Raw genomic sequence first — 22,874 nt, forward strand, 5'->3', positions numbered from 1 at the left:
CCAGCGCGGGGGCGGGGTGAAGGGCTGGACTGTGTGCGGCTTTGCCGTCACGATCCGGGCGAAAGGACCGCCGATGTCGCCTGATGACCGCCGCCTTCTGACCGATCTGTTTCGCGCCGCGGTTGCGGCCGCCGACCCGGCGCTGGCGCTGGCGGCCCATCTGCCGCCGCGGCCGAAGGGGCGGGTGGTGGTGGTGGGCTGCGGCAAGGGCGCGGCCCAACTGGCCGCCGCGTTCGAGGATCTGTGGGACGGGCCGCTTTCGGGGGTGGTGGTCACGCGCTATGGCTATGGTGCGCCCTGCCGGCAGATCCGGGTGATCGAGGCCGCCCATCCGGTGCCGGACGCGGCGGGGCTGGCGGCCTCGGGCGCGTTGTTTCAGGCGGTGCGGGGGCTGACGCCGGACGATCTGGTGGTGGCGCTGATCTGCGGCGGCGGCTCGGCGCTGTTGCCGATGCCGCCGGGCGATCTGACGCTGGCCGATGAGGTGGCGCTGAACCGGGTGCTTCTGGCCTCGGGGGCGCCGATTTCGGTGATGAATGCGATCCGTGCCCAGGTTTCCGGGATCAAGGGCGGGCGGCTGGCGGCGGCCTGCGCGCCGGCGGGGGTGGTGTCGCTGGTGGTCTCGGACGTGCCGGGGGACGATCCGGCGCAGGTGGCCTCGGGGCCCACCGTGCCGGCGGCGGTGACGCGCGCGGCGGCGCGGGCGATGGCCGCGACCTGGAAGATCGCCATGCCGCCGCGGGTGGCGGCATGGCTTGCGGGCGATCAGGGTCGCGCGCCGCCGCCCACGGACCCGGTCTTTGCGGGGCAAGAGGTTCGTGTCATCGCCTCGGCCCGGCTGTCGCTTGAGGCGGCGGCGCGGGCGGCCGAGGCGGCGGGCATCCGCGCCGCACTGCTGTCCGACGCGATCGAGGGCGAGGCGCGCGAGGTGGGCCGCGTTCATGCCGCCCTTGCGCGCGAGGTGGTGCTGCGTGACCGTCCCTTTGCGCGCCCGGTGGTGCTGCTGTCGGGCGGCGAGACCACGGTCACGGTGCGCGGGCCGGGCCGGGGCGGGCGCAACACCGAGTTTCTGCTGGCCTTCGCCCTTGCCGCCGAAGGGCTGCCGGTTGCGGCGCTGGCGGCCGATACCGACGGGATCGACGGATCGGAAGACAACGCCGGCGCCTTTGCCGGGGGCGACACCGCCCTGCGGCTGCGGGCGGGCGGGGCCGATCCGGCGGCGCTTTTGGCGGCAAATGATGCATGGGGCGCCTTTGCCCGGCTGGGCGATCTGTTCGTCACCGGCCCGACCGGCACCAATGTGAACGATTTCCGCGCGATCCTTTGCCGTTAGGCCAGGGTGGCCATGACAGCGCCGCCCGGTGGTTGTCCGGGCGGCGCTTTCGGGCGGGATGTGGCTGGCGTTGTGGCGCGGGCTTCCGCGTCAGTCGGCGGGGCGGACGATGGCGGCGATGGCCTGCATCTCGGGCTTGCCAGAGGCGGCGATGGCCTCGCGGATCGGCTGCGAGGGGGTCTCGATCGCGATGCCGGCGGCGGTCAGGCGGGCCACAAGATCCTGCGGTGTCATGCCCAGCAGCGGCGCCACGTCCGACGCGGGATTGGCAAGGATCATGTGCGAAAACGCAAAGGGCGGCGGGCCACCGGCGCCTTGCTGGCCGGACGGCAGCAGGAACGGCAGCGATATCAGGACCGAGACCGCCAGCGCGATCCCCATCGGCGCGCGTTTGAAATGGGTCAGGAATGGGCGCCAGTTCTTCCACAGGTGAAGGGCGAACGGCAGGATCAGCAACATGCTCAGCCATTCATGCATGCCATGAAAGCCGCTGGGGCCGATATGAAAGAACAGTGCGATCCCCGAGATCAGCGAAACGATGAAAAGGCCGGTGATGAACGGCGTGGCGTAGCGTCCCAGAACAGAGGACATGGCAAGCTCCTGCACAATTGGCCCGGAAGGGCTGTCTGTCACCCGGGTCACAGCGGCCCGTGGCGAGTCTCTGGGATTTCTACGGGGCAGATCTGCGGAACCGTCGCCCTTTCGCGGATCGTCGCGCATCTGCGACAGCCCGCCACAGGCTGCGGGTCATCCGGCCCGGTCCGACCGCGCGGCGAAGATCCCCGATGGCCCCTTGGTCGCAGGCGCTGTTCCGGGCGACAGCCGCGGCGGCGCCTGCCGGACGATCCGCGCGCCGCGCATCGCGGCTTTGTCAGGGCCGATCCGCAGGCGGGCGAAGTCGACGCTGCCGGGGCGCCGAAGGCCCCGTCGATTTCGCGGGTTTCCCCAAGCCGCAGACGCGGGGCATCCGGAACGGCAAGGGCCATGCGGGCGCCACAGGTGGGCACGATGGCCGACCTGTGGGACCATGATCCGATGTGGCACGGTCTGGCCGTTCCCGGTCGGGTGCGGCCCCGCCTACTGCACCAGCCGGAAATAGTTTGCCTGAAAGTTGGCATCCATGCCGGTGCCACAGAAGCCCATCGCCATGTTGCTGGTGCCGTCGATCCGGCCGCCTGCCACCAGCGAGGCGCCCTCGATTCCGTCGGCGTTGGCGGCAAACTGGATGTCGCCGGCGGCCAGAAGCTGGCTGCCGTAGATTTCAAGGTTGCCGGCAAAATCCATCCCACCCATCGACAGAAGCTGCGCGCCGCCGCCCTCGGCGCAGCCATCGTTGCGGCCGATCCGCATGGCGCTGTTGTGGTGCATCGAGCTGGCGCCGGTGTGGGTGGTGGCGATGACCGCATCTTCCAGCGCGATGTTCACGAAGGTGATTTCGCAATTGGTGACCAGCGCGATTTTGGACAGGGTGCCGCCGCTGATCTTCAGGCCCTTGTTCGGGGCGCAGGTGTAGACATGCAGCCGGTTGGGCTTGAAATCGGCCGGGGTCAGCTTGTCCGATGTCAGCGTCTCGATCAGGTCGGGCGCGATATAGGGCGGCAGATAGCGCGGGTCGAAGGCACGCAGGCCCGCGATGATCGCGTCGATCTGTTTCAGCACCCGGATGTGATACGATCCGGTGCGCAGCGCGTCTTTCAGGCCGGCGTTCTTGTCAAACCCCGAGGCCGGCAGGTCCAGCGCGGTCAGATCCGGCATCGAGACGATGGTTCCCGCCTCGAACGTGTTGTTGTTGTTCAGCGACACATGTTCGTTCGAATGGATGCAGAAGCCGTTGGTAAAGGTGTTGTTGCTTTGAATATCCACCACATCCTCGGCGACGAAGCCTTCGCGGAAACAGGTGGGGTGGTAGGTTTCGGCCACGGCTGTCGCCTGAAGGTTCCAGTAATCCACCCCCACAAGGCCGAGCAGGTAGGTCTTGACCGGGTTCATCGCGGTCTCGTTCCGGCTGGCCACCAGTTCCACCGCCGATGAGGATGATGCGTCGGGGGTGAAGGTGGCGGTGGTGCGATCCCATGTGCCGAAGGTGATGGAATCGACGGTGACGACATTGCCGAACTGCGCGGCCGGCAGCATGCCCTGCAACACCTCGATGGCGCGGGCCTTGGCTGTGGCGGCGGCATCGGGGGCGGCGGCTGTCACGTCGCGCGTCAGCAGGGCGGCATGAACCGCGCTGTCGGTGGCGGCCTGTAACTGGGTGCGGGCGGCGATGGCGTGCTGAACGTCGATCGCCAGCCCGCCGATCATCATCGCCGAGGTGAAGGTGAACAGGCCAAAGGCCGTCATCCCGCCGCTTTCGTCATGGATCAGGGCGCGAAGGGCCATCGGTCACGCCTCGGACAGATGTTCGGATGAGATCGTCAGTGTCAGGCCGTCAAACATGTCCAGCATCGGTGTGGCCGAAAGGTTGGCCACCGGCAGCGTCACGCGGCTGACGATCAGCCCTTCGGTCACGCTGGTTTCGACCGTCGTGCTGCCGCCGTAGCGCGTCAGTTGCGAGGCGATGAAGGACTCGGTCTGTTCGATGGTGCGGAACCGCCCGACCGAAAGCGCGCGGTTCGCGTCCTGGATGATCCGCATCACCTGCGCCTGCGAGGTGAAGATGATCGCGGTATCCGCGACCAGAACCAGCAGAAAGACGAATGTGGGCATCCACAGCACCGCCTCGACGGTGGCGGCGCCGGTATCGTTCCTTAGAAAACGCAAGAACCGCGAGCGGACCATGGGGATATTCCTACCGCAGGAATGGTGCCGGTTATTCCGCAGGTTGAATGTGGTTTTTGTGGGTCGGCATCCTGGCAAGATTGCGGCAGGGCGCTGCCCGCCTGCGCCTTGCGCTGCTGGCTGGCCGCTGCATCTGCGCCCATGGCAGCCGATGCCGCCCTGAAGCGCAAAAGGACCGCCGAAGCGGTCCCTGCATCCAACCGGCTGATAAGGCCGGTTTAATTGGAGCGGGCGATGAGATTCGAACTCACGACCCTTACCTTGGCAAGGTAATGCTCTACCCCTGAGCTACGCCCGCGTCCTTGGGTGAGCGGTGATGTATAAAGACCCGCGACCGGCTGCAAGAGGGAAATCGCGCATTCGTCAAAAAAAAGCGCGACACCAGGGACGGGGTCGCGCGGGGCCGGATGGCGGGACTTTTCCGGCAGGTGGTGCCCCCCTTCGGCGGGGAAGGGGGATCACTCCTCGAGTTCGATCAGCAGATCCTTGGCTTCGATCTGGGCGCCCGGGGCCACATGCACCGCTTTCACGGTGGCGGCGCGGTCGGCGTGCAGGCCGGTTTCCATCTTCATCGCCTCGATGGTCAGAAGCAGGTCGCCGGGTTTCACCTTCTGGCCCACCGTCACCGCGACCGCCGCGACCGATCCCGGCATCGGCGCGCCGACATGGGCGGGGTTGCCGTCATGCGCCTTGGGCCGGACGGCGGTCTTGGCCTTGACCGCGCGGTTCGGCACCCGGATCACGCGGGGCTGGCCGTTCAGTTCGAAGAACACCTTGGCGTCGCCCTCGTCCGAGGTCTCGCCCACGGCTTGCAGCCGGATTTCCAGCGTCTTGCCGGGGTCGATCTCGGCCGAGATTTCCTCGGCCGGGTGCATCCCGTAGAAGAAGGTCCGCGTGGGCAGGGTGCGGACCGGGCCATAGATCTTATGACGCGCGCGATAGTCGGTGAAGACCTTGGGATACATCAGATAGCCGTTCAGATCCTCGGCATCGATGGCGTGATCCTGCGGGTCGTCGTCGCCCTGCTTGATCTCGGACACCAGCTTGGCGCGGGCGGCCTCGATGTCGACGGGCAGCAGATGGGCGCCGGGGCGGGTGGTCGGGGGCGCCTCGCCCTTCAGCACCTTTTTCAGGATCGGTTCGGGCCAGCCGCCGTGGGGCTGTCCAAGGTTGCCCTTCAGCATGTCCATGACCGAGTCGGGGAAGCTGACTTCCACCGCCGGATCTTCGACCTGTTCGCGGGTCAGACCCTGTGCCACCATCATCAGCGCCATGTCGCCCACCACCTTGGACGAGGGCGTGACCTTCACGATATCCCCGAACATCCGGTTCGCATCGGCATAGGCATGGGCGACCTCGGGCCAGCGTTCCTCAAGCCCCATCGAGCGCGCCTGCGCCTTGAGGTTGGTGAACTGCCCGCCGGGCATCTCGTGCAGGTAGACCTCGGAGGCGGGGGCCTGAAGACCGGATTCGAAGGCGCAGTAGTGGTGACGCACCTGTTCCCAATAGCCCGAGATTTCGCGGATCGCCTCGATATCAAGGCCGGTGTCGCGGTCGGTGTGGCGCAGCGCCTCGACGATCGAGCCGAGGCAGGGCTGCGACGTGCCGCCCGAAAAGGCATCCATCGCCGCATCCACCGCATCCACGCCCGCATCGCAAGCGGCCAGCACCGTGGCGCCGGCAATGCCGCTGGTGTCGTGGGTGTGGAAGTGGATCGGCAGGCCGACCTCATCCTTCAGCGCGCGGATCAACACGCGGGCGGCGGCGGGTTTCAGAAGCCCCGCCATGTCCTTCAACCCCAGCACATGCGCGCCTGCATCGCGCAACTGCTTGCCCATGCTGACATAATAGCCCAGATCATACTTGGCCCGGTCGGGGTCGAGCAGGTCGCCGGTATAGCAGATCGTGCCTTCGCAAAGCTTGTCCGCCTCGATCACCGCATCCATGGCGACGCGCATGTTCTCGACCCAGTTCAGGCTGTCGAAGACGCGGAACACGTCCACCCCGGTCTCGGCCGCCTGACGGACGAATTCCTGCACCACATTGTCGGGGTAGTTGGTGTAACCCACCCCGTTCGAGGCGCGCAGCAGCATCTGCGTCATCACGTTCGGCAGCCGTTCGCGGATGTCGCGCAGGCGCTGCCACGGGCATTCCTGAAGGAAGCGGTAGGCCACGTCGAAGGTCGCGCCGCCCCAGCATTCGACGCTGAACAGGCCGGGCAGGTTCGCGGCATAGGCCGGCGTCACCTTGATCATGTCGATCGAGCGCATCCGGGTGGCCAGCAGGCTTTGATGCCCGTCCCGCATCGTCGTGTCGGTCATCAGCACGCGGGTCTGCGCGGCCATCCAGTCGGCCACCGCCTGCGGGCCCTTTTCCTCCAGCAGGGTGCGGGTGCCGGGGGCGGGGGCGCCCTTTGGCTCGGGCGCCTTGGGATCGCGCAGGTCGGCGGGCGGGCGCGGGCGTCCTGCGGTTTCGGGATGCCCGTTCACGGTGATGTCGGCGATATAGGTCAGGATTTTCGTCGCCCGGTCGCGGCGCGGCTTGAAGTTGAACAGTTCGGGCGTCGTGTCGATGAACTTGGTGGTGTAGCTGTAGTCGAGGAAGCTGGGGTGTTTCAGCAGGTTCTCGACAAAGGCGATGTTGGTGGCCACACCCCGGATGCGGAACTCGCGCAGCGCGCGGTCCATGCGCGAGATCGCCTTTTCCGGCGTCTGCGCCCAGGCGGTCACCTTCACCAGAAGCGAATCGTAATAGCGGGTGATGACGCCCCCGGCATAGGCGGTGCCGCCATCCAGCCGGATGCCCATCCCGGTCGCGCTGCGATAGGCGGTCAGGCGGCCATAATCGGGGATGAAGTTGTTCTGCGGGTCTTCGGTCGTCACCCGGCATTGCAGGGCGTGGCCGGACAGGGTGATGTCTTCCTGCCGCGCGACGCCGGTCGCCTCGGCCAGTGTCGCCCCTTCCGCGATGCGGATCTGGGCCTGCACGATGTCGATGCCGGTCACTTCCTCGGTGACGGTATGTTCGACCTGCACGCGGGGGTTCACCTCGATGAAGTAGAACTGCTGGCTGTCCATATCCATCAGGAATTCGACGGTGCCCGCGCATTCATAGTTCACATGGGCGCAGATCCGGCGGCCCAGTTCGCAGACCTCGGCGCGCTGGTCGTCGGTCAGATAGGGGGCGGGCGCGCGCTCGACCACCTTCTGGTTCCGGCGCTGCACGGTGCAGTCGCGCTCATAGAGGTGGTAGATGTTGCCCTGCTTGTCGCCAAGGATCTGCACCTCGACATGGCGGGCGCGGAGAATCATCTTCTCAAGATAGCCCTCGCCGTTGCCAAAGGCGGCCTCGGCTTCGCGGCGGCCCTCGCGCACCTTGTCGGCCAGTTCGGCTTCCGAAGGGATCGGCCGCATCCCGCGCCCGCCACCCCCCCAAGAGGCTTTCAGCATCAAGGGATAGCCGACCTCGGCCGCCTGACGCTTCACCTCGTCCATGTCGTCGCCAAGGACTTCGGTGGCGGGAATCACCGGCACGCCCGCCGCCATCGCCACCCGCCGCGCGCTGGCCTTGTCGCCAAGGGCGCGCATCGTCTCGGCCCGCGGGCCGATGAATGCAATGCCCGCCGCATCGCAAGCCTCGACGAAATCGGGGTTTTCCGACAGAAGGCCATAGCCCGGATGGATCGCATCGGCGCCCGACATCTTCGCCACGCGGATGATCTCGGGGATGCTCAGGTAGGCGCCGACCGGCGACAGCCCCTCGCCGATCCGGTAGGCCTCGTCGGCCTTGAAGCGGTGCAGCGACAGCTTGTCTTCCTCGGCATAGACGGCGACCGTCTTCTTGCCCATCTCGTTGGCCGCGCGCATCACCCGGATGGCGATCTCTCCGCGGTTGGCAATCAGGATCTTGCGGAATTCGGCCATGGTTTTCCTCTGGGTCTGCGCGGTGTCGCGCGAACTTTAGTGGTGCCGCGGTGCGGCGCAATAGCACACTGCGCCATCTGGAAAGATTTTCTGACCGATCCGGCGCGAACGGATGCCTTCCCGTGAACAATCGCGGAACAATTCTTTTACTTCCGCGGCGGGCAGGCTAAACTGCCACCATGACCCGGTTTGACGAGAACGATGCCTTCGAGGCGGCGGTGCCGCTTTCCCGCCGCGCCATGGCCGCGCGGCCGCAGCCCTATCTGGACGACCTGAACCCCGCACAGCGCGCGGCGGTGATGGCGCTGGATGGGCCGGTGCTGATGCTGGCCGGCGCCGGCACCGGCAAGACCAAGGCGCTGACCGCGCGGATCGTGCATCTTCTCGATTCGGGAAAGGCCCGGCCGAACCAGATCCTCGCCGTGACCTTCACCAACAAGGCCGCGCGCGAGATGAAGGACCGTGTGGCCCGGATGCTGGGGCAGGTCGAGGGGATGCCCTGGATGGGCACCTTCCATTCGATCAGCGTGAAGATCCTGCGCCGGCACGCCGAACTGGTGGGGCTGAAGTCGAACTTCACGATTCTGGACACCGACGACCAGTTGCGCCTGCTGAAGCAGTTGATCGTGGCCGCGAACATCGACGAAAAACGCTGGCCGGCGCGGATGCTGGCCGGGCTGATCGACAACTGGAAGAACCGCGCCTGGACGCCGGCGAAGGTTCCGGCCTCCGAGGCGGGGGCCTACAACAACCGCGGAACCGAGCTTTACGAGCAATACCAGCACCGCCTGCGAGAGTTGAACGCCACCGATTTCGGTGACCTTCTGCTGCATGTGCTGACGATCTTTCAGGCCCACCCGGATGTGCTGGCGCAGTATCAGAACTGGCTGCCTTACATTCTGGTGGACGAATATCAGGACACCAACGTCGCGCAATACATGTGGCTGCGGCTGCTGGCGCAGGCGCATCGCAACATCTGCTGCGTGGGTGACGACGACCAGTCGATCTATGGTTGGCGCGGCGCCGAGGTGGGCAATATCCTGCGGTTCGAAAAGGACTTTCCCGGCGCGCAGGTGATCCGGCTGGAACAGAACTACCGCTCGACCCCGCATATCCTTGCGGCGGCGTCGGGGGTGATCGCGGCCAATGCCGGGCGGCTGGGCAAGACGCTGTGGACCGAGCGGCAAGAGGGCGAAAAGGTCCGCCTGATCGGCCATTGGGACGGCGAGGAGGAAGCCCGCTGGATCGGTGACGAGGTCGAAGGCTTCCAGCGTGGCCGCGGCGATCTGCGCCTCTTCGGGCTGGACGACATGGCGATCCTTGTCCGTGCCAGCCACCAGATGCGCGCCTTCGAGGACCGCTTTCTGACCATCGGCCTGCCCTATCGTGTCATCGGCGGCCCCCGCTTCTACGAGCGGTTGGAGATTCGCGATGCGATGGCCTATTTCCGTCTGGCCGTCAGCCCCGAGGACGATCTTGCCTTCGAGAGGGTGGTGAACCAGCCCAAGCGCGGCCTTGGCGACAAGGCCCAGCAAGAGATTCAGCGCGAGGCGCGCAGCCATGGCCTGTCCCTGCTGGAAGGCGCGCGGGGCCTGCTGGCGCGCGGCGGCATTGGCGGCAAGGGCGCGGGGCAGTTGCGCGCCTTTGTTGACGGGATCGACCGCTGGCACGCGATCACGCTTCAGCGCGACCACGACCATATCCGGCTGGCCGAGCAGATTCTGGACGAATCCGGCTACACCGCGATGTGGCAGGCCGACAAGACGCCCGAGGCGCCCGGCCGGCTGGAAAACCTGAAGGAACTGGTCAAGGCGCTGGAACAGTTCGAGAATCTGCAAGGGTTCCTGGAACACGTCGCCCTGATCATGGACAACGAGACCGAGGAAGCCGCCGAAAAGGTCACGATCATGACCCTTCACGCGGCCAAGGGACTTGAATTTCCAGTGGTATTCCTGCCGGGGTGGGAGGACGGGCTGTTCCCCTCGCAACGCTCGATGGATGAAAGCGGGCAGCGCGGTGTCGAAGAGGAACGCCGGTTGGCCTATGTCGGCATCACCCGGGCGGAACAGGTCTGCACCATTTCCTTTGCCGCCAACCGCCGGGTCTATGGCCAGTGGCAAAGCCAGTTGCCGTCGCGTTTCATCGACGAACTGCCCGCGGCGCATGTCGAGGTGCTGACGCCGCCCGGCCTTTATGGCGGCGGCTATGGCGCGGCGGGGATGGCGTCCTCGTTGGAAGCCAAGGCGATGCGGGCGGATGTCTACAGCTCGCCGGGCTGGAAGCGGATGCAGGATCGCGGCGCATCGCGGCCCGTCAGCCAGCCGCGCGAAGGCCGGCATGTGACCATCGATCTTCAGGCGGTCTCGGCCTTTACCCTGGGCTGCCGGGTGTTCCACCAGAAATTCGGCTATGGCACCGTGCAAGGGATTGAGGGCGACAAGCTGGATGTGGCCTTTGACAAGGCCGGCGCAAAGAAGGTGGTGGCGGGGTTTGTCGTGCCCGCGCAACAGGCTGACGACATTCCGTTCTGATGCGCGGCTGATCGCGACCTGACAGACGGCTTGCCCGAAAAGGAAACGGCGGCGCCCGGGAGACCGGCGCCGCCGTTTGCGTATGACCGGAGAGGGAGCAGCCGGTCAGAAAAGGCGCGGCGACCCCAGGGAGGAGGAAGGGGCCGCCGCTCTGGTCATCGGCACCGCGGGAGGAGGTGCAGCGCCGAAGCCTGGATAGGGCACAGGACCCCGAAACGGATGCGGCGACCCCAGGGAGGAGGAGGGGGCCGCCGCTCTGGTCATCGGCACCGCGGGAGGAGGTGCAGCGCCGAAGCCTGGATGGGGCACAGTGCCCCGAAACGGATGCAGCGACCCCAGGGAGGAGGAGGGGGCCGCTGCGGTTCCGATTGGCCCAGGGAGGAGGAGGGGCCTTTCGAACATTTTCTGAAGCTTGCGCCTCAAACCTTGATGAAAGCTTTCGCTTTCGAAGAAAGGACGGCGACACCAGGGAGGAGGAGAAGTGCCGCCGTTACTGCCATGGACCCCGGGAGGAGGTGAGGCCCAGCAGGAAAACCATCATTTGCCGTAGGCGGCTTCCATCGCGACGCGGGTGATCATCGAGCGGTGGATGCCAAGATCGGCCAGTTCGCGGGTGGTCAACCCGTTCAGTTCCCGCACCGTGTCGCGGTAGACCCGGCGCTGCGCCAGCGCCTGCTTCACCGAAGCCACAAGGCCGGTCAGCCGGTCGCCAAGACCGGCGTTCGCCATGCGGGTGGTGTTTGCGTAAGCCATTTCGTAGTGTCCCAACTTCACCCAGTTCGCTCGAACCACCTTCGTCCCGTGACGATGCCGCCGCGCTGTTAGGGCAAACATGGGGCATTTGCTGCAACTGCACAATGCGCCACATCGGCATTGCTGCCATGCGGCATATGCATGGCTCGGTTGAGAACTTTTTGACGTTTGTGCAGGTGCATCGCCGCCGCTTTCGGCTGGAATGAAACAAGGGCTTGCCCTTTCGTGCGGGCGCCGCAACGTAAAGCCCGTCATGGGCGAAGGAGAAGGCGATATGACGGTGGCTCGTGAATCCGTTCTGGCGGTGCTGGACCGCATCTCTTTGCCGGACGGGGGCACTCTTGTCTCGCGCGATCTGATTCGTGCGCTGGTGGTCGAGGGCGGCGCGGTGCGCTTCGTGATCGAGGCCGAAAGCCCTGAAATGGCCCGTGCGGTCGAGCCGCTTCGCGCGATGGCCGAACGCGCGCTGCTGGCCCTGCCGGGGGTGGTGTCGGTGCAGGCGGTGACGACCGCGCACGGGCCGGCGGCCAAGGCGCCGTCGCTGAAGATCGGGCAGCATCCGACGCCGCAGCCCGCCGGGCCGCAGAAGGTGGCGGGGATCGACCGCATCATCGCCGTGGGATCGGGCAAGGGCGGGGTGGGCAAGTCCACCGTGTCGTCCAATCTTGCGGTGGCGCTGGCGCGTCAGGGGCGGCGGGTGGGTCTGCTGGATGCCGACATCTACGGCCCCTCGCAGCCGCGGATGATGGGGGTGAACCGCCGCCCGGCCTCGCCCGATGGCAAGACCATCCTGCCGGTCGAGGCGCATGGCGTCACCATGATGTCGATCGGGCTGATGCTGAAAGACGATGAGGCGGTGATCTGGCGCGGCCCGATGCTGATGGGCGCGCTTCAGCAGTTGATCGGGCAGGTGGACTGGGGCCGGCTGGATGTGCTGATCGTGGATCTGCCGCCGGGCACCGGCGACATCCAGCTGACGCTGTGCCAGCGCACGCAGCTGACCGGCGCCATCGTGGTGTCGACCCCGCAGGATGTGGCGCTGCTGGATGCGAAGAAGGCGCTCGACATGTTCCGCAAGCTGGGCACCCCGGTGCTGGGGCTGGTCGAGAACATGTCGGTCTATGTCTGCCCCAACTGCGGCCACGAGGCGCATATCTTCGGCCATGGCGGCGTGGCGCGCGAGGCCGAGAGGCTGGGTGTGCCGTTGCTGGCCGAACTGCCGCTGGATCTGGCGGTGCGCGAGGGCGGCGATGCCGGCCGGCCCGTCGCCGCGGCCGAAGGGCCGCTGGCCGATGCCTATGCCGCGCTTGCCCGCCGCCTTGTCGCGGACGGCATGGCCTGAACCCGCGCCGGGATTTCATGGAACGGGCCGCGCGGTCCCGCCGAAAGGCGGTGGGAAACCATGGGTCGCGGGGCTGGGAAATCATGGGATGGCCGCATTCGCGCGGCCATCCGCCGAATCACTGGCCTCGCACTACGGCGATTCTGCGCGTTCACGCCGGGATCCTTGGCGAATGCTACTGCCACTTTTCCCGCTTACCTGTGACAAATTGGCCGCGTCTGCGGGTGGTCTTGGGATTGCATGGAACGCCAGTTTGTTAATAATTCATACCATATCTAGAGAGCATCTTCGGTCTCTTTCCCGAGATATTGCGGATGCGGCCGGTCAGAATCCTCTTGTTAACGAATGCGCCCGCGGCGCAGCCCGGCCCGGCTTTGGTGGTTGCCCTTATCTACCCATTGCGTCCCATCAAATCCCATGGCATCCCTAGGCCACGAGATGAGAACGGGCCGACGAACAGGGGCGACCAAAGACCCCGAACAGGCGAAAAAGCAGGCTTCATACAGGCACCCGCTTTCATCCCGAACGATAGATCCGGCGCGCATACGAGCAGACATCCCCCCAGGAGTGTGTGCGCAGTTGGACACCCAGCGATGGGACAGCACGGCGGATCGGGCAGTGGCAGCCGCTCGATCCGCCGCTTTCGTTTCAGGGCGATTTGCCCTGTGCGGACAGAACGGTGAAGGAGCCGAAGGGCCGTGGCCGAGGCGTTCAGAGGCGAGTTCAATCAGAAGGTTGACGCGAAGGCGCGGGTCTCCGTGCCGGCCTCGTTCCGGCGCGTGATCGAGGCGGGCGACCCCAAGTTCGCAGGCGGCAAATCCAGCTTTGTTCTGGTCTACGGCGGCGACCGCCAGTATCTTGAATGCTACACCATGACCGAAATGGCGAAGATCGAGGATCAGATCGCGCTGCTTCCGGCCGGGTCGAAAAGCCGCCGCTACCTTGAACGCAACATGATCACGCTGGCCCTGAACATGGAAGTGGACGAGGACGGCCGGATCGTGCTGCCGCAGAAGGGCCGCGACAAGCTGGGCATCACCCCCGACGAGATGAAGGCCGGGCTTGAGGCGGTGTTCGCCGGCACGCTGAACAAGTTCCAGATCTGGAAATCCGAGACCTACGCCGCCGCACTCGCGGCCGAGGCGGACGAGGACGACCTGCTGCCGCCGGGCGCCGACATGCTGTCGCTGCTGCCGGGCGCGGGGGACTGAGCCGTGATCCCCGACGCGCCCGATCGCCAGCCCCATGTCCCGGTGCTGCTGGGGCCGCTTCTGGATGCGGTGGCGCCGGTTTCCGGCGTCTGGCTGGATGGCACCTTTGGCGCGGGCGGCTACAGCCGCGGCCTGCTTGAGGCCGGGGCCGCGCAGGTGATCGGCGTCGATCGCGATCCGTTGGCACTTCAGATGGCGGCCGGCTGGGCCGGGGCCTATGGCGACCGGCTGCGCCTTGTGGCGGGAACCTTCTCCGGGCTGGATCAGCACGCGGGCGGGCCGCTCGATGGGGTGGTGCTGGATCTGGGCGTCTCGTCGATGCAGCTTGATCTGCCCGAGCGCGGGTTCTCGTTCCAGAAGGACGGCCCCCTGGACATGCGGATGAGCCAGTCGGGCGACAGCGCCGCCGATCTGGTCAATACCGCGTCCGAGGAAGACCTGGCCGACATCCTGTTCCACTACGGCGAGGAACGCGCCTCGCGGCGGATCGCACGGGCCATTGTCGCCGCACGGGCGGCTGGGCCGATCACCCGCACGCTGGAACTGGCCGAGATCGTCGCCCGCTGCCTGCCGCGGCCGAAACCCGGTCAGGCCCATCCCGCGACCCGCAGCTTTCAGGCGATCCGCATCGCGGTCAACGCCGAGTTTTCCGAACTGGTCGCCGGGCTTGAGGCCGCCGAACGCGCGCTGAAACCGGGTGGCAAGCTGGCGGTCGTCACCTTCCACAGCCTTGAAGACCGGATCGTGAAGCGGTTTTTGCAACTGCGCTCGGGCGGGGAAGGGCAGGGCAGCCGCCATGGCCCCGCAACGCAGGCCGAAGCCCCCCGCTTCACCCTGCCCTTGCGCCGTGCGAAAGGGCCCGATGAGGCGGAACTGGCCCACAATCCCCGTTCCCGTTCGGCCAAGCTGCGCGTGGGCATCCGCACGGATGCGCCCGCAGGCCACGTCGATGCCCGTGCGCTGGGGGTTCCGCTGATCCCGAAGAAAGGACGTCGCTGATGCGCCCCGTGCTTTATGTCCTGACCTTCCTTTCGGTGATGGCGCTGGCCTTCTGGGCCTACCGCGAGAATTACGCCACCCAGCAGGCGCTGAAGGATGTGTCGGCGCTGAACCGCCAGATCGCGGCCCTGCGCGAATCGCTGTCGGTGCAGCGCGCCGAATGGGCCTATCTGAACCGCCCCGACCGGCTGCGCGAACTGGCCGCGATCAACTTTGACCGTCTGGGACTGTTGCCGCTGGAAGCCGCGCAATTCGGCGCCGCCGATCAGGTCGCCTATCCGGCCGATCCGCTTCAGGTGATCCAGCCGCAGGATCTGCGCCCGGGCGATGTGTCCGGCGAAGTGGGGGAACCGCTGTGATCCGCACGCCGCTGCGCCCGCTGGCCCGCATTCTGGAAGCCCGCGTCAAGGGCGAGAACCCCGATTCGATCGAGCGCGAGAACCGCCGCCTGCGTCACGAACAGATCCGCGACAAGGCCCGCAACCGCGCCGAGGGCCGGCTTCTGGTGTTGGGCGTGGCGTTTTTCGTGGCGTTTTCGGTGGTGGGCGCGCGGATGGGGCTTCTGGCCTCGACCGAGCCATCCGAGCCGCGCGCCACCGCAACCGGCGCCGAGATCCTGAACCAGCGCGCCGACATCACCGACCGCAACGGCCGCATCCTGGCCACGAACCTGCTGACCCATTCGCTTTACGCCCATCCCCGCGACATGGTCGATCCGGCGCGCGTGGCCACCGAACTGGGCCGGATCTTCCCCGACCTCGACCCCGAGGATCTGCACAAGCGGTTTACCGACGGTCGCCGCTTCCTGTGGGTGCGCAAGAAGCTGTCGCCCGAACAGATGCAGGCCGTGCATGACATCGGCGATCCGGGCCTGTTGTTCGGCCCGCGCGAGATGCGGCTTTATCCCAACGGCCGGCTGGCGGCGCATGTGCTGGGCGGGGCCAGTTTCGGCGCCGAGGGCGTGCATTCCGCCGAGGTGATCGGCACCGCCGGGATCGAAAAGGCACTGGATGCGCGGCTGCGCGATCCGGCCATGGCGGGCGAACCCCTGAAGCTGTCGATCGATCTGACGGTTCAGGCCGCCACCACCGAGATCCTTGCCGCCGGCATGAAGATGATGAATGCCAAGGGCGCGGCGGCGATCCTGATGGAGGCCAAGACCGGCGAGATCCTCTCGCTGGTGTCGCTGCCCGATTTCGATCCCAACGACCGCCCGGCGCCGCTGGTGGCCAAGAACGCCGATCCGGGCGACAGCCCGCTGTTCAACCGCGCGGTGCAGGGGGTCTATGAACTCGGCTCGACCTTCAAGATCTTTGCCGTGGCGCAGGCGCTGGAACTCGGGCTGGTGAACCCCCAGACGCAGGTCGACGCCAATGCGCCGATGCGCTGGGGCCGCTTCCTGATCAAGGAATTCAAGAACCACAACTATGGCCCGATGCTGTCGGTGACCGACGTGATCGTGAAATCCTCGAACGTGGGGGTGGCGCGGCTGGCGCTTCAGATCGGCGGCCTGCGGCAACAGGCGTTCCTGAAGGCGCTGGGCTTTTTCGAACCCACCCCGGTCGAGATGGTCGAGGCCCCCTATGCCCGCCCGCTGGTGCCGGCGAAATGGCCCGAGATCACCACCATCACCACCTCTTACGGCCACGGCATTGCCGCAAGCCCGATGCATCTGGCCGCCGCCTATGGCGCGATCGCCAATGGCGGGATGGCGATCAAGCCCACGCTGCTGCATCGCGACGGCCCCCCGCAGGCCCAGCGCGTGATGCGCGCCGAGGTGGCCCATGCCGCCGTCGACATGCTGCGTCAGGTGGTCACGCGCGGCACCGCCAGCTATGGCGATGTGGCCGGCTACGAGGTGGCGGGCAAGACCGGCACCGCCGACAAGCCGAACCCGCAGGGCGGCTATTACCGCGACAAGGTGGTGAACACCTTCGCCTCGGTCTTTCCGGCCTCGGACCCGCAATATGTTCTGATCGTGACGCTGGACGAGCCGCTGGATACATCGGGTTCGGAACCGCGGCGGACCGCGGGCTATACCGCCGTCCCGGTGGCCGCCGAAGTGATCCGCCGCGCGGCGCCGCTTCTGGGCCTGCGTCCCACGGTTGAAGCCGCCCCCCTCGATGCGGTAACAGCCGTCCGCAACTGACGGAAAGGACCGCGGGCCATGGCAGAGCGCGCAGCAACACTTTCGGCGCTCGGCCTGACCGCCACCGGCCCCGGGGCCCGTGACGCAAGGATCACCGGCCTTGCGGTGGACAGCCGGCAGGTCCGGCCCGGGTTCCTGTTCGCAGCCCTTCCCGGCAGCCACACCCACGGTGCAGCCTTCGTGCCCGCCGCACTTCAGGCCGGCGCCGCGGCGATCCTGACCGATGCGCGCGGCGCGGCCGAGACGCGCGGGGCGCTGTCGGGCACGGATGCGGCGCTTGTGCTGGCCGAAGACCCGCGGCAGGCGCTGGCCGGGGCGGCGGCGCTGTGGTTCGGCCGTCAGCCGGCCCGGATGGTCGCGGTGACGGGCACCAACGGCAAGACCTCGGTCGCCACCTTCACCCGCCAGCTCTGGACCCTGATCGGCCATGCCGCGATCAACATCGGCACCACCGGGATCGAGGGCGCCTTCACCGCCCCCTCGGCCCATACCACGCCCGAACCGATCACCCTCCACCGCCTCCTGGCCGAGGCCGCATCCGCCGGCATCACCCATGCCGCGATGGAGGCCTCGTCCCACGGCCTCGACCAGCGCCGGCTCGACGGGGTGCACCTGAAGGCCGCGGCCTTCACCAACTTCACCCAGGATCACCTGGACTACCACGAAACCTTCGACGCCTATTTCGCCGCCAAGGCGGGCCTGTTCTCCCGCGTGCTGCCCGACGACGGAACCGCCGTCATCAACCTCGACGACCCCCGCGGCCCCGAACTGGCCACGCTTGCCCGCGACCGCGGCCAGACCGTGATCGGCACCGGATTCCACCCCGATGCCGACCTGCGCCTGCTGGCCCAACGCTTCGACGCCTCGGGCCAGGATCTGCGCTTCAGCTGGCACGGCCAGATCCACATGGTCCGCCTCGGCCTGATCGGCGGCTTTCAGGCGTCGAACGTGGCGGTGGCGGCGGGCCTCGTCATCGCCGCGGGCGAAACGCCCGAGCTTGTGTTCCACTACCTGCCCTTCCTCGAAGGCGTGCGCGGCCGGATGCAACATGTCGCCACCCGCCGGAACGGCGCCTCGGTCTTCGTCGACTACGCCCATACCCCCGACGCCCTCGCCACTGCCCTCAAGGCGCTGCGCCCCCATGTCATGGGCCGCATCGTCGTCGTGTTCGGCGCCGGCGGCGACCGCGATCGGACCAAACGCCCGCTGATGGGCCGCGCGGCTGCCGACCATGCCGATGTGCTCTACGTCACCGACGACAACCCCCGCACCGAAGACCCGGCCGCAATCCGCGCGGCCATCCTCGCGGCCTGCCCCGAAGCCCACGAAGTTGCCGACCGCGCCGAGGCGATCCTGCGCGGCGTCGACGCGCTCACCCCGGGCGACGCGCTCCTGATCGCGGGCAAAGGCCATGAAAGCGGCCAGATCGTCGGCAGCGACATCTTCCCCTTCGACGATGCCGAACAGGCCAGCATCGCCACCGCCGCACTGGACGGCCTGATATGACCCGGCCCCACCTGCGCGGGCCGGCCGCCGCCTTCCGCTCCTGCCCGGGCCGGGCGACATGACCCGCCCTTCACCCCTTCATTCTGGCACAAATATCCCGGGGGGACCGGGGGGCTGGCCCCCCGGCGGGTCCACCGGCACCAAGGTCGGCCATCCATGACCCCACTCTGGACCTCCGCCGAGGCCGAGACCGCCACCGGCGGCCGCGCCACCGCGGCCTTCGCGGCCACCGGCGTCTCGATCGACACCCGCAGCCTGCACCCCGGCGATCTGTTCGTGGCGCTGCGCGATGCCCGCGACGGCCATGATTTCGTGGCACAGGCGCTGGCGAAGGGCGCCGCCGCCGCGCTGGTCTCGCGCATTCCCGACGGTGTCGCCCCTACCGCGCCGCTTCTGATCGTGCCCGACGTGCTGGTGGCGCTCGAAGCCCTCGGCCGGGCCGCCCGTGCCCGGACGACGGCGCGGGTCGTCGCCGTGACAGGCTCGGTCGGCAAGACCTCGACCAAGGAAATGCTGCGCGCGGCACTGGGCGGGCAGGCCCGCGTCCATGCCGCCGAGGCGTCCTATAACAACCACTGGGGCGTGCCGCTGACACTGGCGCGCATGCCCGCCGACACCGATTTCGCGGTGATCGAGATCGGCATGAACCACCCGGGCGAGATCGCGCCGCTGGCCCGGCTTGCCCGGCCCCATGTCGCGCTGGTGACCACCGTGGCGCCGGCCCATCTTGAAGCCTTCGACAGCCTTGCCGCCATCGCCCGCGAAAAGGCCGCCATCGTCGCGGGGCTGGAACCCCGAGGCACTGCGATCCTGCCCGCCGATCTAGATGTGACGCCGATCCTTGTTGATTGCGCGCGGCAGGCGGGCGCGCGGGTCGTGACCTTCGGCGCCTCCCTCGTCGCCGACTGGCGACTGTCGGATGTCCAGATCACCCCCGAGGCGACCATCGCCCGCGCCACCCATGCCGGCGCCGCGCTGCTTTACAAGGTGCTGACCCCGGGGCGGCATTTCGCGGCCAATGCGCTGGCCACACTGGCCTGCGCCGAGGCGCTGGGTCTGGATCTGACCATTGCGGCCTGCGACCTTGGCCTCTGGTCGCCGCCGGCCGGGCGCGGCACCCGCGAACGTGTCCAGCTGGAGCCGATCGACGACGCAGGTTTCGATCTGATCGACGATGCCTTCAACGCCAATCCCGCCTCGATGGCGGCCAGCCTCGATCTGCTGGCCGCGATGGTGCCCACGGACAACGTGGGCCGCATCGCCCCCGGCCGCCGCATCGCGATCCTTGGCGACATGCTGGAACTGGGCCCGACCGAATCCGAACTGCACCGCGCCATTGCCGATCTGCCGGCGCTGGCGGGGGTGGCGGTCGTCCATTGCGTCGGTCCCCGGATGCGGGCGCTGCATCAGGCGCTGCCGCGCCGGCAGCGCGGCGAATGGGTCGAGACCGCCGCCGAGCTGGTGCCGAAGGCGCGGTTTCTGGTCGATGCCGGCGACATCGTGCTGGTCAAGGGCTCGAAGGGGATCAAGGTCAGCCTTGTGGTTGACGCGCTGCGCAAACTGGGCCAGTCCGACCCGTCCAAGATCCAAGGAGCCCGCTAGATGCTCTATTTCCTGACCGCCTTCTCTGACGGCGGCGATGTGTTCAACCTGTTTCGCTACCTGACCTTTCGGGCGGGCGGCGCGTTCTTTACCGCGCTGATCTTCGGCTTCATCTTCGGCCGGCCGCTGATCGACTTTCTGCGCCGCAAGCAGGGCAAGGGTCAGCCGATCCGCGACGACGGCCCGGCCGGCCATTTCGCCAAGGCCGGCACCCCGACCATGGGGGGCCTGCTGATCCTGTCGGCGCTGCTGGTGGCGACGCTGATGTGGGCGCGGCTGGACAACCCTTACGTCTGGATCGTCCTGCTGGTCACGGTGGCCTTCGGGCTGATCGGCTTTGCCGACGATTACGCCAAGGTGAAGAAGCAAAACCCCAAGGGCGTTTCAAGCCGGGTGCGCTTTGTGATCGGGCTGCTGATCGCGGCGGCGGCCGCGGCTGCGGCGGCATGGGTGCATCCGCCCGACCTGACGCTGCAACTGGCGCTGCCGTTCTTCAAGGATGCGCTGGTCAACCTTGGCTGGTTCTTCGTGCCCTTCGCCATGATCGTGATCGTGGGCGCCGCCAATGCGGTGAACCTGACCGACGGGCTGGACGGGCTGGCGATCATGCCGGTGATGATCGCCGGCATGACGCTGGGCGCGATCGCCTATGTGGTGGGCAACTTCAACCTGACCACCTATCTCGGCGTTCATTTCGTCCCCGGCACGGGCGAGCTTCTGATCTTCGCCTCGGCGCTGGTCGGCGGGGGCTTGGGGTTCCTGTGGTATAATGCGCCGCCCGCGGCGGTGTTCATGGGCGACACCGGATCGCTGGCGCTGGGCGGCGCGCTGGGCGCGATCGCCGTCTGCACCAAGCACGAGATCGTTCTGGCCATCGTCGGCGGCCTGTTCGTGGTCGAGGCGCTGTCGGTCATCATTCAGGTGCTGTATTTCAAGCGCACCGGCCGGCGGGTGTTTCTGATGGCCCCGATCCACCACCATTTCGAAAAGAAGGGCTGGGCCGAGCCGCAGATCGTGATCCGGTTCTGGATCATCGCGCTGATCCTTGCGCTGATCGGCCTGTCGACGCTGAAGCTGCGCTGACTGCAAGGCGCGCGGGCAGGCGCTTGCAGCCCGCCGCGCGCCGCCCCATCCTTCGCCCCGCACAGCAGGGAGAGCGTGCCCATGATTCCCGTCCGTGGCCTTGAAGGTCGCAAGGTGGCCGTTCTTGGCCTTGGCCGATCCGGCCTTGCCACGGCCCGCGCGTTGCAGGCCGGCGGCGCCGAGCCGCTGCTGTGGGACGACAGCCCCGAAGCCCGCGGCCGCGCCGAAGAACAGGGCTTTGCCCTGACCGACATGACCCGCGACCGCGCGTTCGAGGGCGTCTCGCTGCTGGTGACAAGCCCGGGTATCCCGCATCTGTTCCCCGCGCCGCATCCGGTGATCGCGCGGGCGATGGCGGCCGGCGTGCCGGTCGACAATGACATCGGCCTGTTCTTTCGCAGCTTTGCCACCGCGCAATGGGACAAGTTCGATCAGGCGCCGCGCGTGGTCTGCGTCACCGGATCGAACGGCAAATCCACCACCACGGCGCTGATCCACCATATCCTGCTGGAATGTGGCCGGCCCACGCAGATGGCCGGCAACATCGGCCGCGGTGTGCTGGATCTTGATCCGGCCCGCGATGGCGAGGTGGTGGTGCTGGAGCTGTCGTCGTATCAGACCGACCTTGCCCGTGCGCTGACGCCGGATGTGGCGGTGTTCACCAACCTGTCGCCCGACCATCTGGACCGTCACGGCGGGATGGGCGGCTATTTCGCCGCCAAGCGCCGATTGTTCGCTGAAGGTGGCCCCGACCGCGCCGTGATCGGCGTGGACGAACCCGAGGGCCGCTATCTGGCCGGACAACTCGCCTCGGCGCCCGAGGATGACCGGGTGATCCGCATCTCGTCGGGGCAGAAGCTGGACGGGTTCGGCTGGTCGGTGTTCGCGCGCAAGGGCTTTTTGTCGGAATGGCGCAAGGGGCGGCAGATGGCCTCGATCGATCTGCGGCCGATGCAGGGGCTGCCCGGCGCGCACAACCACCAGAACGCCTGCGCGGCCTATGCGGCGGCGCGCACGCTGGGTCTGGCGCCGAAACAGATCGAGGCGGCGCTGGCCAGCTTTGCCGGGCTGCCGCACCGCAGCCAGCTTGTGGGGGAAAAGGGCGGCGTGCGCTTCGTGAACGATTCCAAGGCCACCAATGTCGACAGCGCCGCCAAGGCGCTTCAGGCCTTCCCGAAAATCCGCTGGATCGCCGGGGGGCTGGGCAAGGATGGCGGGATCGCGGCGCTTCAGCCCTTCCTTGGCTCGGTCGTGAAGGCCTATCTGATCGGCCATTCCGCCCGTGACTTCGCGCTTCAGATCGGCGCCACCCCGCATGAGATCTGCGAGACGATGGACCGCGCCGTGACCCGCGCCGCCGCCGAGGCCCTTCCGGGCGAGGTCGTGCTGCTGGCCCCGGCCGCCGCCAGTTTCGACCAGTATCCGAACTTTGAAAAACGCGGCGAGGATTTCACCGCCCGGGTCAAGGCGCTGCTTTAGCAGGCTGCTGAAGAAGTCGGCCCTTGGCCCGGTTTGAGGAACATGATTCACCCTCGGCACGGTAACGTAGGGGGCAAAGATGCGGGGGACGGACGAGACGAGCGGTTCGCTGTTCAGCTATGTCGATCTTGAGGCTCGCATCCCCGCGCGGCATCCGTTGCGCAAGGTCAGGCAGGTGGTGA

16 protein-coding genes and 1 tRNA gene are annotated in these 22,874 nt (G+C 67.4%); 11 read left to right on the forward strand and 6 right to left on the reverse strand.

Annotated features, from left to right (window positions below; all coding sequences use genetic code 11):
• The first annotated feature begins 73 nt into the window (after window positions 1-73).
• Entirely contained in the window at window positions 74-1,333 is a 1,260-nt protein-coding gene (locus CRO07_RS04325; protein WP_097029444.1) for a glycerate kinase type-2 family protein, read from the forward strand.
• 90 nt (window positions 1,334-1,423) lie between these two features.
• Here CRO07_RS04325 and CRO07_RS04330 read toward each other — a convergent pair whose 3' ends face one another.
• From CRO07_RS04330 to CRO07_RS04350, 5 genes are all read right to left on the reverse strand, one after another.
• Entirely contained in the window at window positions 1,424-1,924 is a 501-nt protein-coding gene (locus CRO07_RS04330) for a DUF4405 domain-containing protein (protein WP_097029445.1), read from the reverse strand.
• A 486-nt stretch (window positions 1,925-2,410) separates the two neighbouring features.
• Window positions 2,411-3,715 carry a Tad domain-containing protein gene (locus CRO07_RS04335; RefSeq protein ID WP_097029446.1) on the reverse strand — a complete coding sequence of 435 codons (1,305 nt, stop codon included), beginning with the start codon at window positions 3,713-3,715 and terminating at the stop codon, window positions 2,411-2,413.
• A 3-nt stretch (window positions 3,716-3,718) separates the two neighbouring features.
• On the reverse strand, window positions 3,719-4,114 hold the full coding sequence (locus CRO07_RS04340) for a TadE/TadG family type IV pilus assembly protein (RefSeq protein ID WP_097029447.1): 396 nt from the start codon (window positions 4,112-4,114) through the stop codon (window positions 3,719-3,721).
• Window positions 4,115-4,337: 223 nt separating this feature from the next.
• Window positions 4,338-4,412: transfer RNA gene (locus CRO07_RS04345), tRNA-Gly, on the reverse strand.
• A gap of 160 nt (window positions 4,413-4,572) precedes the next feature.
• Complete coding sequence (locus tag CRO07_RS04350) at window positions 4,573-8,037, reverse strand: pyruvate carboxylase (RefSeq protein ID WP_097029448.1); 3,465 nt, start codon at window positions 8,035-8,037, stop codon at window positions 4,573-4,575.
• Window positions 8,038-8,216: 179 nt separating this feature from the next.
• Between CRO07_RS04350 and CRO07_RS04355 the strand changes: the two genes are divergently transcribed.
• Complete coding sequence (locus tag CRO07_RS04355) at window positions 8,217-10,568, forward strand: ATP-dependent helicase (RefSeq protein WP_097029449.1); 2,352 nt, start codon at window positions 8,217-8,219, stop codon at window positions 10,566-10,568.
• Window positions 10,569-11,105: 537 nt separating this feature from the next.
• Here CRO07_RS04355 and CRO07_RS04360 read toward each other — a convergent pair.
• Complete coding sequence (locus CRO07_RS04360; protein ID WP_097029450.1) at window positions 11,106-11,321, reverse strand: DUF1127 domain-containing protein; 216 nt, start codon at window positions 11,319-11,321, stop codon at window positions 11,106-11,108.
• 274 nt (window positions 11,322-11,595) lie between these two features.
• On the opposite strand from CRO07_RS04360, the gene CRO07_RS04365 reads away from it, so the two are divergent.
• From CRO07_RS04365 to murD, 9 genes are all read left to right on the forward strand, one after another.
• Window positions 11,596-12,663, forward strand: coding sequence for an Mrp/NBP35 family ATP-binding protein (locus CRO07_RS04365; protein ID WP_097029451.1), 1,068 nt, complete (start codon window positions 11,596-11,598; stop codon window positions 12,661-12,663).
• Between the two features lie 698 nt (window positions 12,664-13,361).
• Complete coding sequence (gene mraZ / locus CRO07_RS04375; protein ID WP_097029452.1) at window positions 13,362-13,874, forward strand: division/cell wall cluster transcriptional repressor MraZ; 513 nt, start codon at window positions 13,362-13,364, stop codon at window positions 13,872-13,874.
• A 3-nt stretch (window positions 13,875-13,877) separates the two neighbouring features.
• Window positions 13,878-14,873 (forward strand): 16S rRNA (cytosine(1402)-N(4))-methyltransferase RsmH, encoded by a 996-nt coding sequence (gene rsmH / locus CRO07_RS04380; RefSeq protein ID WP_097029453.1) that lies wholly within the window; start codon window positions 13,878-13,880, stop codon window positions 14,871-14,873.
• Window positions 14,873-15,232: a cell division protein FtsL gene (gene ftsL, locus CRO07_RS04385; RefSeq protein ID WP_097029454.1), complete on the forward strand. Its 360-nt coding sequence runs from the start codon at window positions 14,873-14,875 to the stop codon at window positions 15,230-15,232. The genes rsmH and ftsL overlap by 1 nt, the downstream gene beginning before the upstream one ends.
• Window positions 15,229-17,022: a peptidoglycan D,D-transpeptidase FtsI family protein gene (locus CRO07_RS04390; RefSeq protein ID WP_097029455.1), complete on the forward strand. Its 1,794-nt coding sequence runs from the start codon at window positions 15,229-15,231 to the stop codon at window positions 17,020-17,022. The genes ftsL and CRO07_RS04390 overlap by 4 nt, the downstream gene beginning before the upstream one ends.
• Before the next feature lie 18 nt (window positions 17,023-17,040).
• Window positions 17,041-18,528, forward strand: a complete 1,488-nt coding sequence (locus CRO07_RS04395; protein ID WP_097029456.1) for a UDP-N-acetylmuramoyl-L-alanyl-D-glutamate--2,6-diaminopimelate ligase — start codon at window positions 17,041-17,043, stop codon at window positions 18,526-18,528.
• A 156-nt stretch (window positions 18,529-18,684) separates the two neighbouring features.
• The gene (locus CRO07_RS04400) at window positions 18,685-20,130 is read left to right on the forward strand and encodes a UDP-N-acetylmuramoyl-tripeptide--D-alanyl-D-alanine ligase (RefSeq protein WP_097029457.1); all 1,446 of its coding nucleotides are present in this window, start codon (window positions 18,685-18,687) and stop codon (window positions 20,128-20,130) included.
• On the forward strand, window positions 20,131-21,213 hold the full coding sequence (mraY, locus tag CRO07_RS04405; RefSeq protein WP_097029458.1) for a phospho-N-acetylmuramoyl-pentapeptide-transferase: 1,083 nt from the start codon (window positions 20,131-20,133) through the stop codon (window positions 21,211-21,213).
• Between the two features lie 81 nt (window positions 21,214-21,294).
• The gene (gene murD / locus CRO07_RS04410; RefSeq protein ID WP_097029459.1) at window positions 21,295-22,692 is read left to right on the forward strand and encodes a UDP-N-acetylmuramoyl-L-alanine--D-glutamate ligase; all 1,398 of its coding nucleotides are present in this window, start codon (window positions 21,295-21,297) and stop codon (window positions 22,690-22,692) included.
• The last annotated feature ends 182 nt before the right edge of the window (window positions 22,693-22,874 follow it).

The organism is Cereibacter ovatus (genome assembly GCF_900207575.1).
Lineage (GTDB): Bacteria > Pseudomonadota > Alphaproteobacteria > Rhodobacterales > Rhodobacteraceae > Cereibacter_A > Cereibacter_A ovatus.